16 protein-coding genes are annotated in these 14,922 nt (G+C 66.1%); all 16 read left to right on the forward strand.

From position 1 onward, the window contains the following. Window positions 1–159 precede the first annotated feature (159 nt). The 16 genes from sufC (at window position 160) to fdxB (ending at window position 14,779) form a co-directional block, all read left to right on the forward strand. Window positions 160–918, forward strand: coding sequence for a Fe-S cluster assembly ATPase SufC (sufC, locus tag ACZ5PO_RS11245; RefSeq protein WP_464193344.1), 759 nt, complete (start codon window positions 160–162; stop codon window positions 916–918). Window positions 919–944: 26 nt separating this feature from the next. Further along, window positions 945–2,255 (forward strand): Fe-S cluster assembly protein SufD, encoded by a 1,311-nt coding sequence (gene sufD / locus ACZ5PO_RS11250; RefSeq protein WP_464193346.1) that lies wholly within the window; start codon window positions 945–947, stop codon window positions 2,253–2,255. 4 nt (window positions 2,256–2,259) lie between these two features. Beyond that, on the forward strand, window positions 2,260–3,501 hold the full coding sequence (locus ACZ5PO_RS11255; RefSeq protein WP_464193349.1) for a cysteine desulfurase: 1,242 nt from the start codon (window positions 2,260–2,262) through the stop codon (window positions 3,499–3,501). Window positions 3,502–3,712: 211 nt separating this feature from the next. After that, window positions 3,713–3,937, forward strand: a complete 225-nt coding sequence (locus ACZ5PO_RS11260; protein ID WP_464193351.1) for a 4Fe-4S binding protein — start codon at window positions 3,713–3,715, stop codon at window positions 3,935–3,937. A gap of 9 nt (window positions 3,938–3,946) precedes the next feature. Beyond that, entirely contained in the window at window positions 3,947–4,273 is a 327-nt protein-coding gene (locus ACZ5PO_RS11265) for a HesB/IscA family protein (protein WP_464193353.1), read from the forward strand. 14 nt (window positions 4,274–4,287) lie between these two features. Continuing rightward, window positions 4,288–4,824, forward strand: coding sequence for a hypothetical protein (locus tag ACZ5PO_RS11270; protein ID WP_464196800.1), 537 nt, complete (start codon window positions 4,288–4,290; stop codon window positions 4,822–4,824). Further along, complete coding sequence (locus tag ACZ5PO_RS11275; RefSeq protein ID WP_464193355.1) at window positions 4,814–5,611, forward strand: 4Fe4S-binding leucine-rich repeat protein; 798 nt, start codon at window positions 4,814–4,816, stop codon at window positions 5,609–5,611. The genes ACZ5PO_RS11270 and ACZ5PO_RS11275 overlap by 11 nt, the downstream gene beginning before the upstream one ends. A gap of 356 nt (window positions 5,612–5,967) precedes the next feature. Further along, a complete protein-coding gene (gene nifH, locus ACZ5PO_RS11280; RefSeq protein ID WP_464193357.1) occupies window positions 5,968–6,852 on the forward strand; it encodes a nitrogenase iron protein in 885 nt (294 codons plus the stop codon). A gap of 81 nt (window positions 6,853–6,933) precedes the next feature. Continuing rightward, window positions 6,934–8,436: a nitrogenase molybdenum-iron protein alpha chain gene (nifD, locus tag ACZ5PO_RS11285; protein ID WP_464193359.1), complete on the forward strand. Its 1,503-nt coding sequence runs from the start codon at window positions 6,934–6,936 to the stop codon at window positions 8,434–8,436. A gap of 79 nt (window positions 8,437–8,515) precedes the next feature. After that, window positions 8,516–10,075: a nitrogenase molybdenum-iron protein subunit beta gene (gene nifK, locus ACZ5PO_RS11290; RefSeq protein WP_464193362.1), complete on the forward strand. Its 1,560-nt coding sequence runs from the start codon at window positions 8,516–8,518 to the stop codon at window positions 10,073–10,075. A 232-nt stretch (window positions 10,076–10,307) separates the two neighbouring features. Continuing rightward, window positions 10,308–11,978 carry a nitrogenase iron-molybdenum cofactor biosynthesis protein NifE gene (nifE, locus tag ACZ5PO_RS11295; protein ID WP_464193364.1) on the forward strand — a complete coding sequence of 557 codons (1,671 nt, stop codon included), beginning with the start codon at window positions 10,308–10,310 and terminating at the stop codon, window positions 11,976–11,978. 6 nt (window positions 11,979–11,984) lie between these two features. Further along, window positions 11,985–13,367 carry a nitrogenase iron-molybdenum cofactor biosynthesis protein NifN gene (nifN, locus tag ACZ5PO_RS11300; RefSeq protein ID WP_464193366.1) on the forward strand — a complete coding sequence of 461 codons (1,383 nt, stop codon included), beginning with the start codon at window positions 11,985–11,987 and terminating at the stop codon, window positions 13,365–13,367. A gap of 19 nt (window positions 13,368–13,386) precedes the next feature. Beyond that, a complete protein-coding gene (gene nifX, locus ACZ5PO_RS11305) occupies window positions 13,387–13,782 on the forward strand; it encodes a nitrogen fixation protein NifX (protein WP_464193368.1) in 396 nt (131 codons plus the stop codon). Between the two features lie 7 nt (window positions 13,783–13,789). Further along, window positions 13,790–14,257, forward strand: coding sequence for a NifX-associated nitrogen fixation protein (locus ACZ5PO_RS11310; RefSeq protein ID WP_464193371.1), 468 nt, complete (start codon window positions 13,790–13,792; stop codon window positions 14,255–14,257). Window positions 14,258–14,266: 9 nt separating this feature from the next. Then, window positions 14,267–14,467, forward strand: a complete 201-nt coding sequence (locus ACZ5PO_RS11315; protein ID WP_464193373.1) for a CCE_0567 family metalloprotein — start codon at window positions 14,267–14,269, stop codon at window positions 14,465–14,467. 18 nt (window positions 14,468–14,485) lie between these two features. Further along, entirely contained in the window at window positions 14,486–14,779 is a 294-nt protein-coding gene (gene fdxB, locus ACZ5PO_RS11320; protein ID WP_464193375.1) for a ferredoxin III, nif-specific, read from the forward strand. Window positions 14,780–14,922 lie beyond the last annotated feature (143 nt).

A 14,922-nucleotide genomic window follows, 5' to 3' on the forward strand; every position in this document is an offset into this window, starting at 1 on the left:
AAAAAGTGGACACCGGTTTTTGGACAAGATCATGCTCACAAAGACTTGGAGCAGGATGATTTGAAGAAAAATCATCCTGCTCTAGCGACAGCATGATCCCAAGAAATGGACGCCGGTTAGCGGCTCCCGCCCCCAACCCTTGAGAAGAGGAGCTTTGCCATGACCGCCCTGCTGGAGATTCGCGGCCTGCACGCCGAGGTCGGCGGCCGCAAGATCCTCGACGGCCTCGATCTCACGGTCGGCAAGGGCGAGGTGCACGCCATCATGGGCCCCAACGGGGCCGGCAAGTCGACCTTGTCCTACGTGCTGGCCGGCAAGCCCGGCTACGAGGTGACCGGCGGCGAGGTGCTGCTCGGCGGCCTCGACCTCCTCGCCTTGCCGCCCGACGAGCGGGCGGCGCTCGGCCTGTTCCTCGCCTTCCAGTATCCCATGGAGATCCCCGGGGTTGCCACCACCACGTTCCTGCGTGCGGCGGTGAACGCCCAGCGCAAGGCCAGGGGCGAGCCGGAGATGTCGTCGCCCGACCTGCTCAAGCGCGTGCGCGAGATCGCCAGGGAGCTGAGCATCGATCCGGACATGCTGAAGCGGCCGGTGAACGTCGGCTTCTCCGGCGGCGAGAAGAAGCGCGCCGAGACATTGCAGATGATGCTGCTCGAGCCACGGCTCTGCGTGCTCGACGAGACCGATTCCGGCCTCGACATCGATGCCCTCAAGGTCGTCGCCGGCGGGGTGAACGCCCTGCGCTCGCCCGAGCGGAGCATGGTGGTGATCACCCACTATCAGCGCCTGCTCGACTACATCGTGCCCGACGTGGTGCACGTGCTCGCCGCCGGCCGGATCGTCCGCAGCGGCGGCAAGGAGCTCGCCCGCGAGCTCGAGGCCACGGGCTACAACTCCTATCAGAGCGAGGCGGCGTAGCGACCATGAGCGCCGAGATTCTCCCCATGAGGACCAAGGCCGAGCAGGACCTGGTCGATCTCTTCAGCGCCATGCGGCCGCGGCTGCCCGGGGGCCACGAGGTCGCCGCGCGGCGGGCGGAGGCCTTCGACAGCTTCGCGGCCAGCGGCCTGCCGGGACGCCGGGCCGAGGCCTGGAGATACACCGATCTGCGCGGCCTGATGCGGGATGCGGGCCCGTTGGCCGCCCCTCCCGACGCGGACGCGAGGGCGCGTGCCCGCTCCATCGGAAGCCTGCTCGCGGGGATCAAGGGCCGGCGCATCGTGATGGTCGACGGTGCGTTCATCCCCGAGCTGTCCGACCTGGCCGATCTGGAGACTGGCCTGACCATACGGTCGATGGCCGAGGTGCTGGGCGCCGGCGATCCGCTGGTGGCGGCACACATGGGCCGGGTCGTGCCGGCGGAGGATCCGGCGCTGGCGCTCAACGCGGCGCTCATGGGCGACGGTGTCGTCCTCGCGGTCGCCGCCGGGGCGGTGATAGAGCAGCCGCTCCAGCTCGTCTTCGCCTGCACCAGCGACACGCCCGTCGCCATGTTCACCCGCTCGCTGCTGGTGGTCGAGCCGGGGGCGCGCGCCACCGTGGTGGAGACCTACGGGGGGCCGGACCGGGTCGCCTATCAGGTCAATTCGGCGATCGAGATCGTCATCGGCGAGGGCGCCCGGGTCGACCATGTCAAGGTCACGCGGGAGGGGGGTGATGCGTTCCACATCGCCAGCGTTCTGGCGAACCTGGGGGCGCGTGCTCAGCTCAACGATTTCAGCTTCACCGTCGGCGGCGCGCTGGTGCGCAACCAGCTGTTCGTGCGGCTCTCCGGCGACGAGACGGTCGCCGGCCTCGCCGGCGTGAGCCTGCTGGCGGGGCGCCAGCATGCCGACACGACCTTGTTCGTGGATAACGCCGCCCGCGGCGGCCAGAGCCGGCAGCTGTTCAAGTCGGTCCTCGACGGGGAGAGCCGCGCCGTCTTCCAGGGCAAGATCACGGTGCGTCCAGGCGCCCAGAAGACGGACGCCCGCATGATGTCGCGGGCGCTGCTGCTGTCGGAGGCGGCCGAGGCGGACAGCAAGCCCGAGCTCGAGATCTTTGCCGACGACGTGCAGTGCGGCCACGGCTCGACCACCGGCGCCCTCGACGACGACTTGAAGTTCTACCTCATGGCGCGGGGCATTCCGGCGCAGGAGGCCGAAGGGCTGCTGATCCAGGCCTTCGTCGGCGACGCCGTGGAGACGATCGCGAGCGAAGCCGTGCGCGAGGCGCTGATGAGCGCGACCGTGTCGTGGCTCCAGGACAGGGGATGAGGCCATGCATCCGGCGGTGGTGAACGGCGGCTACGACATCGGCCGGGCGCGCGAGGACTTTCCCATCCTCTCCCTCGAGGTCTACGGCAAGCCGCTCGTATATCTCGACAACGCCGCCTCGGCCCAGAAGCCGTCGGCCGTGCTGGAGCGCATGCAGCGCGCCTACACTGGTGAATACGCCAACGTGCACCGCGGGCTGCACTACCTCGCCAACGCGGCGACCGAGGGCTACGAGGGCGCGCGGGAGACGATGCGCGCCTTCCTCAACGCCGCGCGGCCGGAGGAGATCGTCTTCACGCGCGGGGCGACCGAAGCGATCAACCTGGTGGCGCAGACGTTCGGGCGCGAGCGCATTCGGCCGGGCGACGAGATCGTGCTGTCGATCATGGAGCACCATGCCAACGTCGTCCCCTGGCACTTCCTGCGCGAGCGCTACGGGGCCGTGATCAAGTGGGCGTCGGTGGACGATGCCGGCCAGTTCCTGCCGGACGAGCTCGAGGCGCTGCTGAGCGAACGCACCAGGCTGGTCGCGATCACGCAGATGTCGAACGTGCTGGGCACCGTCGTGCCGGTGAAGGAGGTCGTCCGCGTCGCCCACGCGCGTGGCATCCCGGTGCTGGTGGACGGATCCCAGGGCGCCGTCCACCTGGACGCCGACGTGCAGGACATCGGCTGCGATTTCTATGTGGTGACCGGGCACAAGCTCTACGGACCTACCGGCATCGGCGTGCTATACGGCCGCTACGAGCACCTGGCGGCCATGCCGCCGTTCAACGGCGGCGGCGAGATGATCCGCGAGGTCTCCCAGGACCGCATCACCTATGGCGACCCGCCGCACCGGTTCGAGGCCGGCACGCCGCCGATCGTCGAGGCGATCGGGCTCGGCGCCGCGATCGACTACATCCAGTCGATCGGCAAGGCGCGAATCCGGGCGCACGAGAGCGCGCTGCTCGCTTACGCCACCGAGCAACTGCGCGAGATCAACTCGCTGCGCATCATCGGCAGCGCGCCGGGCAAGGGCCCGATCATCTCCTTCACCATGGAGGGGGCGCACGCCCACGATGTCGCGACCCTGATCGACCGCTCGGGCGTGGCGGTCCGCGCCGGCACCCACTGCGCCATGCCGTTGCTGGAGCGCTTCGGCGTGACCTCGACCTGCCGCGCCTCGTTCGCGCTCTACAACACGCGCGAGGAGGTCGACGCCCTGGCGCGTGCGCTCGCCAAGGCGCAGGCGTTCTTCGCCTGAGGCGTCCCGGGACGCGGCCGCTGTCGTGTTCGGAACAGGACATCCGCGCGGCGCTTGTCCGCATCTCGACAGAAACGGGACGTCGAATCTCAGGTTTGATTAGATTTATTCAAGTTATAATGTGGCACATCCGTTGCGTGATGCTTGTTACGACGGGTTGCCGTTAGATCTGGGCAGCGCGCGTACCCCGCATTGGCAGGAGAAGTCCCCGATGACGTTGAAGATCATCGCGTCGCAGTGCACGAGCTGTTCCGCCTGCGAGCCGGAATGCCCGAACGTCGCCATCTCGGAGAAGAACGGCACGTTCGTGATCAATCCGAAGAAGTGCACCGAGTGCATCGGCCATTTCGATACGCCGCAGTGCGCCGCCGTGTGCCCGGTCGACGACACCTGCGTGATCGACACGTCCTACCCGCGCTACCAGCCCCCGGCATAGGAGCAGCCGATGAACTTCACCGTGACACCGGCGGCCGAGCGCTTCATCCGCCTCATGCTGCGTGCGGACGGCGGCCCGCAGAGCGGCTTCCGCCTGGCGGTGAGCCCCGGCGGCTGCGCCGGCCTCTCGGCCGACATCAGCGTGCTGACCGGCCCGGAGCCCGGCGACGCCGTCGTCGAGCGCAACGGCATCAAGCTGTTTCTGCCGGCCGAAAGCCGCCTGCTGCTCGACGGCGTGACCGTCGATTTCGCCGACACGGCGACGCAGACCGGCCTTGTCTTCTACGACCCGAAGGGAGCCGCCTGCAGCACCGGCGCCGCGACGACCGTGCAGTAAGGGGTTCGGCGATGATGGAGGCCGAAGGGGCAGGCGAGCCGGAGTCGCTGACGCCGGAGGCGCTGCTGGCGAGCGCCATCCTGGGGGCAGGGCTGCCGGCCGACGCCGAATACCACCTGTGGCAGGCGGGGCTCTCCTATCACCTGGACGACGTCGCGGAAGGCCACCTGCGGCAGGCGGAGGCGATTGCGCCGGATCACGCGGCCATCCTCATCGGCTTCTATCGCTTCTACTTCTACAAGGGACGCCTCGGCGAGGCGCTCGGCATCGCCAGGCGGTGCCTGGCAAAGGCGGCGCGGGACACCAACCTGCCGGCCGACTGGCGGGCGGTGCGCGCGGACGATGCCGCCTTCGCCCGCTACGACAGCCTGACGCCGCGCTTCTTCATGTTCACGCTCAAGGGCTACGCCTACCTGCAGATGCGCCTCGGCAATCTCGAGGAAGGGCGCGAGGCGGCCCTCAAGCTGCTGGAGCTCGATCCGGGCGACAAGATCGGCGGCAAGGTCCTGCTCGACATTCTCGACCGCTGGAGCGGGGACGATGACGGCTGACATCGACGAGGCCCGCGATTGGCAGGGCCTGGAGGTGGACTGCGCGGCCTGCGGCCACCGGGACCTGCTGGCGCAGGGCAAATGCGCGCTCCGCAAGGCCTGCGTCCGCGATCGCTACGCTCGACGCATCGACCGTTTCTTCGCTTGGAACCCGGCGCTCGCCGACACCTACCTCAGCCATCCGCATTTCGAGGTGAGGGCGGTTGCCGCCACCTACGCCAGCGTCTTCCTGCTGCCGCCGCTACTCGACGATCCGGACGAGACGGTGCGCTGGGAGGCGGCCCGGCGCCTGCCGCAGCGCTACATCCTGCGCCTGCGCCACGACCCGCACCGGGAGGTCCGCATCCGCATCGCCACGCGCCTCGCGGGCGCCGATCTGCTGGCGATGGCCGCCGACCCGGACTACTACGTGCGGCGAACGGTGGCCCGTCATATCGCGCCCGACCTGCTGCCGCTGATGATCCACGATCCGGAGCCGGAGGTCAGGCGCGTCGTCGCCCGCCGCATCGGCCTCGAATGGCTGCCGCGCATGGCGCAGGACGTGGAAGGCGCGGTGCGTCTGGAGGTGGCGGAGCGCATGCCGGTGGACCGGCTGCCGATGCTGAAGGCGGATTCCGACTGGCGCGTGCGCTACCACGTGGTGAGCCGTATCGGCGCGGCCGACCTGGCTGACTTCGTCGACGATGCCGATCCCATGGTCGCAGCCCTCGCCCGCGACCGCGCCGCCGGTCTACGGCGGCCGTCCGGCCCGGCTGCTGCCGTCTGCGTCGACCGGGCCGACAGCTGACTGTTTCGTTTCGGACAGGTCCCGTCGCCGATGTCGGCTGCCAGCTGCGATGTCGGGTTTGGGACAAGCCCGACATCATCTTGAGCTGACGTTTTATCTTATTGTTATTCCAAAATATTTCGGCGATCGACGGTGCTGGCATGTTGGTTGCTGATGGAGGATCGGTCGAAGGAGTGAGGGCTGAGTGCACGCCTACGTGGAAACGAGCGGTGTACTCCTTCCCGTAACCCGCGGGCCTGTTCCAGAGCGATGAAGAGCGCCGGTGGCGCGGGGCGTGAAGCCCCGGCCGCGCGGCGGGCGCAAGGCAATCGGCAATCGGTTTTGCAAATCGGCAATCGGTTTTGAAGGAGACGAGCATGTCGTCACTGCGACAGATCGCGTTTTACGGCAAGGGAGGCATCGGCAAGTCGACCACCTCCCAGAACACCTTGGCGGCGCTGGCCGAGATGGGTCACAGGATCCTGATCGTCGGCTGCGACCCCAAGGCCGACTCCACCCGCCTGATCCTGCACGCCAAGGCCCAGGACACCATCCTGAGCCTGGCCGCCAACGCCGGCAGCGTCGAGGATCTGGAGATCGAGGATGTCATGAAGGTGGGCTACCGCGACATCCGCTGCGTGGAGTCGGGCGGTCCCGAGCCCGGCGTCGGCTGCGCCGGGCGCGGGGTGATCACCTCGATCAACTTCCTGGAGGAGAACGGCGCCTACGAGGACATCGACTACGTCTCCTACGACGTGCTGGGGGACGTGGTGTGCGGCGGCTTTGCCATGCCGATCCGCGAGAACAAGGCGCAGGAGATCTACATCGTCATGTCCGGCGAGATGATGGCGATGTATGCGGCCAACAACATCTCCAAGGGCATCCTGAAGTATGCCAACTCGGGCGGCGTGCGGCTGGGCGGGCTGGTGTGCAACGAGCGCCAGACCGACAAGGAGCTGGAGCTGGCGGAGGCGCTGGCCAAGAAGCTGGGGACCAAGCTGATCTACTTCGTGCCGCGCGACAACATCGTGCAGCACGCCGAGCTGCGGCGCATGACGGTGCTGGAGTACGCGCCCGACTCGGTCCAGGCCGGGCACTACCGGGCGCTGGCGGAGAAGATCCACAACAACGCCGGCAAGGGCATCATCCCCACCCCCATCACCATGGACGAGCTGGAGGACATGCTGATGGAGCACGGCATCATGAAGGCCGTCGACGAGAGCCAGATCGGCAGGACCGCCGCCGAGCTCGCCACCGCCTGAGCAAACTCCGCCACACGCCGGCCGCTCTCACCAGCGGCCGGCAGGCGAGGCGGCCAACCGGAACGAAAGCGAGATAGCCCAATGAGCGTGTCCCAGACACTCAGTATCGCCGAGATCAAGGCTCGCAACAAAGAGCTGATCGATGAGGTCTTGCAGGTCTATCCGGACAAGACCGCCAAGCGCCGCGCCAAGCACCTCAACGTCCACGAAGCCGGCAAGTCGGACTGCGGCGTCAAGTCCAACCTCAAGTCGATCCCCGGTGTCATGACCATCCGCGGCTGCGCCTACGCCGGCTCCAAGGGCGTGGTGTGGGGCCCGATCAAGGACATGATCCACATCAGCCACGGCCCGGTCGGCTGCGGTCAGTATTCGTGGGCGGCGCGGCGCAACTACTACATCGGCACGACCGGCATCGACACTTTCGTGACCATGCAGTTCACCTCCGATTTCCAGGAGAAGGACATCGTCTTCGGCGGCGACAAGAAGCTCGCCAAGATCATGGACGAGATCCAGGAGCTGTTTCCCCTCAACAACGGCATCACCGTCCAGTCCGAATGCCCGATCGGCCTGATCGGCGACGACATCGAGGCCGTCTCCAAGGTGAAGTCGAAGGAATACGACGGCAAGACCATCGTGCCTGTCCGCTGCGAGGGCTTCCGCGGCGTCTCGCAATCGCTCGGGCACCACATCGCCAACGACGCCATCCGCGACTGGGTGTTCGACAAGATCAACCCGGACGCGCCGCCGCGGTTCGAGCCGTCGCCTTACGACGTCGCCATCATCGGCGACTACAACATCGGCGGCGATGCCTGGTCGTCGCGCATCCTGCTCGAGGAGATGGGCCTGCGCGTCATCGCGCAATGGTCCGGCGACGGCAGCCTGGCCGAGCTCGAAGCGACGCCGAAGGCCAAGCTCAACGTGCTGCACTGCTACCGCTCGATGAACTACATCTCGCGGCATATGGAAGAGAAGTACGGGATTCCGTGGTGCGAGTACAATTTCTTCGGCCCCTCGAAGATCGCCGAGAGCCTGCGCAAGATCGCCAGCTTCTTCGACGACAAGATCAAGGAGGGCGCCGAGCGCGTCATCGCCAAGTACCAGCCGCTGATGGACGCGGTCATCGCCAAGTACCGGCCGCGGCTCGAAGGCAAGACCGTGATGCTGTTCGTCGGCGGCCTACGGCCCCGCCACGTCATCGGCGCCTATGAGGACCTCGGCATGGAGGTGGTGGGCACCGGCTACGAGTTCGGCCACAACGACGACTACCAGCGGACCGCCCAGCACTACGTGAAGGACGGCACGCTGATCTACGACGACGTGACGGGCTACGAGTTCGAAAAGTTCGTCGAGAAGATCCAGCCCGATCTCGTCGGCTCCGGCATCAAGGAAAAGTACGTCTTCCAGAAGATGGGCGTGCCCTTCCGCCAGATGCATTCTTGGGACTACTCGGGCCCCTACCACGGCTACGACGGGTTCGCCATCTTCGCCCGCGACATGGACATGGCCATCAACTCGCCGATCTGGAAGATGGCCAAGGCCCCCTGGAAGGTGACGCCCAAGCCGACCTTGCTCGCGGCGGAGTGATCTTCGCCCCGGCCCTCCCCGATGGGGGAGGGCCGGACGACCGCGGGCTCCGAATAGCTATCGAAACAGAGGCTTCACGATGACACAGAATGCCGATCACGTGCTCGACCATTTCGAGCTGTTCCGGGGTCCGGAATACCAGCAGATGCTGGCCAACAAGAAGAAGATGTTCGAGAACCCGCGCGATCCCGCCGAGGTCGAGCGGGTGCGCGAGTGGGCCAAGACGCCCGAATATCGGGAGAAGAACTTTGCCCGCGAGGCCTTGACGGTCAATCCGGCCAAGGCTTGCCAGCCGCTGGGCGCCGTGTTCGCGGCGGTCGGCTTCGAGGGCACCATCCCGTTCGTCCATGGCTCGCAGGGCTGCGTCGCCTACTACCGAAGCCATTTCTCGCGCCACTTCAAGGAGCCGAGCTCCTGCGTGTCCTCGTCCATGACCGAGGATGCGGCGGTCTTCGGCGGCCTCAACAACATGATCGACGGGCTCGCCAACACCTACAACATGTACAAGCCCAAGATGATCTCCGTCTCCACCACCTGCATGGCGGAGGTCATCGGTGACGACCTCAACGCCTTCATCAAGACGGCTAAGGAAAAGGGCTCGGTCCCCGCCGAATACGACGTGCCGTTCGCGCACACGCCGGCCTTCGTCGGCAGCCACATCACCGGCTACGACAACGTGATGAAGGGCATCTTCGAGCACTTCTGGGACGGCAAGGCCGGCACCGCGCCGAAGCTCGAGCGCCAGCCCAACGAGAAGATCAACTTCATCGGCGGCTTCGACGGCTATACCGTCGGCAATATCCGCGAGATCAAGCGCATCTTCGAGCTGATGGGTGTCGAATACACCATCCTCGCCGACAACAGCGACGTGTGGGACACCCCGACGGACGGCGAGTTCCGCATGTACGACGGCGGCACGACGCTCGAGGACGCGGCGAACGCGGTTCACGCCAAGGCGACGATCTCGATGCAGGAGTATTGCACCGAGAAGACGCTGCCGTTGATCGCCAACCATGGCCACGAGGTGGTGGCGTTCAACCATCCCGTGGGCGTCGTCGGCACCGACCGCTTCCTGATGGAGGTGTCGCGGATCACCGGCAAGGAGATCCCGGAGGCGCTCGCCCGCGAGCGCGGCCGGCTCGTCGACGCGATCGCCGATTCCAGCGCGCATATTCACGGCAAGAAGTTCGCCATCTACGGCGATCCCGATCTGTGCCTGGGCCTCGCCGCGTTCCTGCTCGAGCTGGGCGCCGAGCCCACGCACGTGCTGGCCACCAATGGCGGCAAGGCCTGGGCGGCGAAGGTGCAGGCGCTCTTCGACAGCTCGCCGTTCGGCCAGAACTGCCATGTCTATCCCGGCCGCGACCTGTGGCACATGCGCTCGCTGCTCTTCACCGAGCCGGTCGACTTCCTGATCGGCAACACCTACGGCAAGTACCTCGAACGCGATACCGGCACCCCGCTGATCCGCATCGGCTTCCCGCTGTTCGACCGGCACCACCATCACCGCTATCCGGTGTGGGGGTATCAGGGCGGCCTGAACGTCCTCGTCTGGATCCTCGACAAGATCTTCGACGAGATCGACAAGAACACCAACGTTCCGGCGAAGACCGACTACAGCTTCGACATCATCCGCTGATGGGAGCTTGTTCCAGCAGGACCACTGGCATCTCTGCGCAGCGATCCTGATTCTTTGAGTTGGATGGGATGGCCGGGGCGAGCCCGGCGATGACGCGGCGGAGGCGAAAGGTTCTTATCCTCAACGTCATGGTCGGGCTTGACCCGGCCATCCATCCACTTGGCAACGCGACGCGTTGCCGCGAACCGGCCCGTCGAATCCGTGTGCAGCCCGCTAGTTGAAGGAGAAACAGATGAGTTCGCTTTCAGCCACCATCCAGAACGTCTTCAATGAACCCGGCTGCGGCAAGAACGCGAACAAGACCGAGGCGGAGCGCAAGAAGGGCTGCACCAAGCAGCTTCAGCCGGGCGGTGCGGCCGGCGGCTGCGCCTTCGACGGCGCCAAGATCGCCCTGCAGCCGCTGACCGACGTGGCCCACCTCGTCCACGGGCCGATCGCCTGCGAGGGCAACTCGTGGGACAACAGGGGCGCGCGCTCGTCGGGATCGCAGATCTGGCGCACCGGCTTCACCACCGACATCAACGAGACCGACGTGGTCTTCGGCGGCGAGAAGCGGCTGTTCAAGGCCATCAAGGAGATCATCGAGAAATACGATCCCCCCGCGGTCTTCGTGTATCAGACCTGCGTGCCGGCGATGATCGGCGACGACATCGACGCGGTGTGCAAGGCGGCCAAGGAGAAGTTCGGCAAGCCGGTCGTCCCGGTCAACTCGCCGGGCTTCGTGGGACCCAAGAACCTGGGCAACAAGCTCGCCGGCGAGGCGATCCTGGAGCATGTGATCGGCACGGAAGAGCCCGAGTATACCACCCCCTACGACATCAACATCATCGGCGAATACAACCTTTCGGGCGAGCTGTGGCAGGTCAAGCCGCTGCTCGACGAGATCGGCATCCGCATCCTCGCCTGCATCTCCGGCGACGGCCGCTACAAGGACGTCGCCTCCTCCCATCGCGCCAGGGCAGCGATGATGGTGTGCTCCAAGGCGATGATCAACATCGCCCGCAAGATGGAGGAGCGCTACGACATTCCCTTCTTCGAAGGCTCCTTCTACGGCATCCAGGATACGAGCGACTCCCTGCGCGAGATCGCCCGCCTGCTCATCGAACGGGGCGCGCCGGCCGAGCTGATGGAGCGCACCGAGGTCGTGATCGCCCGCGAGGAGGCCAGGGCCTGGGCCGCGATCGCCAAGTATAAGCCGCGCTTCGACGGCAAGAAGGTGCTGCTCATCACCGGCGGCGTGAAGTCCTGGTCGGTCGTCGCCGCCCTTCAGGAGGCAGGGCTTGAGATGGTCGGCACCAGCGTCAAGAAATCCACCAAGGAAGACAAGGAGCGCATCAAGGAGCTGATGGGCCAGGATGCCCACATGATCGACGATATGGCCCCGCGCGAGATGTACAAGATGCTCAAGGATGCGCGGGCCGACATCATGCTGTCGGGCGGCAAGTCCCAGTTCGTCGCGCTCAAGGCGGCCATGCCCTGGCTCGACATCAACCAGGAGCGCCAGCACGCCTACATGGGCTACGTCGGCATGGTGAAGCTGGTCCAGGAGATCGACAAGGCGCTCTACAATCCGATCTGGGGACAGCTTCGCCGCGCGGCGCCGTGGGAGGACCCCGCGTCGAACTGGCAGAGCAAGGCGCTTCAGCAGATGGAGGCCGAAGCGGCTGCGTTGGCCGCCGACCCGGTGCGCGCCGAAGAGGCGCGCCGCGCCAAGAAAATCTGCCATTGCAAGAGCGTCGATCTCGGCACCATCGAGGACGCGATCAAGGCGCACGACCTCACGACGGTGGACGGCGTTCGCGACAACACCCACGCCTCGGGGGGATGCGGCGCCTGTTCGGTGCGGGTGGAGGACATCCTGGCGGCCGCACGTGCCATTCCCGCCCTGCTCGCCGCGGAGTAGGTGGCCATGGCGAAGGTCACCGTCGTCAAGAAGGCCTGCTCGGTCAATCCGCTGAAGATGAGCCAGCCGATCGGGGGCGCCTTCGCCTTCCTGGGCCTCCGGAACGCGATGCCGCTGCTGCACGGCTCGCAAGGCTGCACGTCGTTCGGGCTCACCTTGTTCGTGCGGCATTTCAACGAGAACGTGCCGCTCCAGACGACGGCGATGAGCGAGGTGGCGACCGTGCTCGGCGGCTACGAGAACGTCGAGCAGGCCGTCCTGAACATCTGCAACAAGCAGAAGCCGGCGATCATCGGCATCTGCTCGACAGGGGTGACCGAGACCAAGGGCGACGACGTCGAGGGCTTCATCCGCCAGATCCGCGCCAAGCATCCGCAGCTCGCGACCTATCCGCTCGTCTACATCTCGACGCCGGACTTCAAGGACGCCTTCCAGGACGGCTGGGAGAAGACCGTCGCGCGCATGGTCGAGGAACTGGTCGAGACGCCGCGCAACCGGGCGCGGCGCGATCCGAGCCGCGTCAACGTTCTGCCCGGGTGCCACCTGACGCCGGGTGACCTCGACGAGCTGCGCACGATCATCGAGGACTTCGGCCTGGAGCCGTCGTTCCTCCCCGACATCGCCGGCTCGCTGGACGGCCATATCCCGGAGGATTTCAGCCCGACCACGATCGGCGGCATCGGCCTCGAGGAGATCGCCACCATGGGCCAGGCCGCCGTGACCATCGCCGTCGGCGCCCAGATGCGGCGCGCCGCCGAAGCGATGCAGGCCAAGACGGGCGTTCCGTTCCGGCTGTTCGAGCGCCTATGCGGCCTGGCGCCGAACGACGAGCTCATCATGTTCCTGAGCGAGATCGGCCGCCGCCCGGTGCCGGCGAAGTATCGGCGGCAGCGCGGCCAGCTGGCCGATGCGATGCTGGATGCGCATTTCCATATCGGTGGGCGCAAGCTCGCGATCGGCGCCGAGCCGGATCTGCTGTTCGAGCTCAGCAGCGCGCTGCACGAGATGGGCGCCCAGGTGACGGCGGCGGTCACCACGACGCAGTCGCCGGTGCTGGAGCGGGTCGCCGGCGACGAGGTGCTGATCGGCGACCTGGAGGACCTCGAGACCCTGGCCAAGGCGCGGGCCTGCGATCTCCTGATCACCCATTCGCACGGGCGGCAGGCGGCTGAGCGGCTGGGCATCCCCTTCTACCGGGCGGGCTTTCCGATGTTCGACCGCATCGGCGCCGGCCATCAGCTGATGGTGGGCTATCGCGGCACGCGCGACCTGATCTTCGATATCGCCAACCTGGTCATCGCCGACCACGAGCAGAACCGCCAGGCAACGCCCGAAACCTGGCGCCACGGCTTCGACAGCCTGCAGGGCGCCCCATCCGCGTCGCATTGACGGCACGAGGACACATGACATGAAAGTCGCGTTTGCAACCCAGGACCTCAGGCGCGTCGACGCCCACTTCGGCTGGGCCAAGAACATCGCGATCTATGAGGTGGAGCCGGACGGACATCGCTTCCTGGAGTCGATCGCGTTCGACGGCGACCTCAAGGAGGATGGCAACGAGGACAAGCTCGCCCCCAAGATCGAGGCGATCAAGGATTGCGCCATCCTCTATGTCGCCGCGATCGGCGGCTCGGGCGCGGCGCGCGTCGTGGCGAACAACATCCATCCCATGAAGGTCAATCAGCCGGAAGAGATCGCCGATCTCCTGGTCAAGCTGAGCGATGTCTTGAAGGGCACGCCACCGCCCTGGCTGCGGAAGGCGATGTCCAAGAGCAAGGAACGTGCTTTCGACTTCGACGAGTGAGGATGAGATGACCGACGCCGCAGTGCTCGAACAGGAAACCGCCGCCGAGGCGCCGTTCGTCAAGGAGCTCGTCAAGATCTGGCGAGCCCAGGACACCCACGGGGCCTGGGACGGCAAGAGCGATCTCGACCTTCTGGAGCCCTACATCGTCGACAAGGAGAAGCGCCGGGCGCTGCCGATCATCGGCGACCCGGATCCAGAGACCATCTGGCGGCTGGAGCTGTTCTTCAATGCCATCTCCCTGTCGATCGAGCGCGCCACCGGCGTGATGATCTCGCCGATGCTGAAGATGAGCCACGAGGGCTTCGGCCGCATGGTGCTCATCGGCGGGCGCCTCATCGTCGTCAACAAGCAGCTGCGCGACGTCCACCGCTTCGGCTTCGACAGCCTCGCCAAGCTCGCCGCGGAGGGCGACAAGTACGTCAAGGGCGGCGTCGAGATGATCGAGAAGTTCCCCGACGTTGCCAAGTATTGAGGTTAAGCCATGAGTGACATCGAATCGTTGAAGGCGGAGCTCAAGAAGCTGTCCGCCAAGGCGACGCAGGCGAAGATGGACCTGCACGACCTGTCGGAAGAGCTGCCGATCAACTGGACGTCGATCATGAGCGTCGCGCAGAAGGCCCACGACGCCTTCGCCGAGCTCGAGCGGAAGCGTGCCGATCTCAAAGTCCTCGAAAGCGCTTGATCGAAAGCTCGCCGAACCATGTCCTACGCAACCCGAGACGGCCGCGCCTGGCGACCCGACTACCTCGTGGCCATCGATCCCAGGAAGTGCATCGGCTGCGGCCGCTGCTTCAAGGTCTGCGGCCGGGATGTCATGACCCTCAAAGGCCTCAACGAGGACGGCGAGCTCGTCAGCCTCGACGATGATGAGGACGACGAGATCGAGAAGAAGATCATGGTCATGAACGACCAGGGTGCCTGCATCGGCTGCGGCGCCTGTGCCCGGGTCTGCCCGACGAACTGCCAGACCCATGTGCCGGAACAGGCGGCCTAGCAGCTCTGCACACAAGTGTTCATATGAGCACATCTGAGGCTTGCCGCGTAAGGTCTTGTTCTGAAAGCGTGGCTGGACGGCCCCCCACCCCTAACCCCTCCCCACAAGGGGGAGGGAGGAGCCTCACCTTTTAAGCTTGGAGA

This window comes from Chelatococcus sp. KU-N122 (assembly GCF_055391085.1).

Coding starts and splice junctions, on each gene's coding strand:
- sufC (WP_464193344.1), top strand. CDS start 160: ATGACCGCCCTGCTGGAGATTCGCGGCCTGCACGCCGAGGTCGGCGGC.
- ACZ5PO_RS11255 (WP_464193349.1), top strand. CDS start 2,260: ATGCATCCGGCGGTGGTGAACGGCGGCTACGACATCGGCCGGGCGCGC.
- ACZ5PO_RS11275 (WP_464193355.1), top strand. CDS start 4,814: ATGACGGCTGACATCGACGAGGCCCGCGATTGGCAGGGCCTGGAGGTG.
- nifN (WP_464193366.1), top strand. CDS start 11,985: ATGGCGAAGGTCACCGTCGTCAAGAAGGCCTGCTCGGTCAATCCGCTG.
- nifX (WP_464193368.1), top strand. CDS start 13,387: ATGAAAGTCGCGTTTGCAACCCAGGACCTCAGGCGCGTCGACGCCCAC.
- sufD (WP_464193346.1), top strand. CDS start 945: ATGAGGACCAAGGCCGAGCAGGACCTGGTCGATCTCTTCAGCGCCATG.
- ACZ5PO_RS11315 (WP_464193373.1), top strand. CDS start 14,267: ATGAGTGACATCGAATCGTTGAAGGCGGAGCTCAAGAAGCTGTCCGCC.
- ACZ5PO_RS11310 (WP_464193371.1), top strand. CDS start 13,790: ATGACCGACGCCGCAGTGCTCGAACAGGAAACCGCCGCCGAGGCGCCG.
- nifD (WP_464193359.1), top strand. CDS start 6,934: ATGAGCGTGTCCCAGACACTCAGTATCGCCGAGATCAAGGCTCGCAAC.
- nifK (WP_464193362.1), top strand. CDS start 8,516: ATGACACAGAATGCCGATCACGTGCTCGACCATTTCGAGCTGTTCCGG.
- nifH (WP_464193357.1), top strand. CDS start 5,968: ATGTCGTCACTGCGACAGATCGCGTTTTACGGCAAGGGAGGCATCGGC.
- ACZ5PO_RS11265 (WP_464193353.1), top strand. CDS start 3,947: ATGAACTTCACCGTGACACCGGCGGCCGAGCGCTTCATCCGCCTCATG.
- ACZ5PO_RS11260 (WP_464193351.1), top strand. CDS start 3,713: ATGACGTTGAAGATCATCGCGTCGCAGTGCACGAGCTGTTCCGCCTGC.
- fdxB (WP_464193375.1), top strand. CDS start 14,486: ATGTCCTACGCAACCCGAGACGGCCGCGCCTGGCGACCCGACTACCTC.
- nifE (WP_464193364.1), top strand. CDS start 10,308: ATGAGTTCGCTTTCAGCCACCATCCAGAACGTCTTCAATGAACCCGGC.
- ACZ5PO_RS11270 (WP_464196800.1), top strand. CDS start 4,288: ATGGAGGCCGAAGGGGCAGGCGAGCCGGAGTCGCTGACGCCGGAGGCG.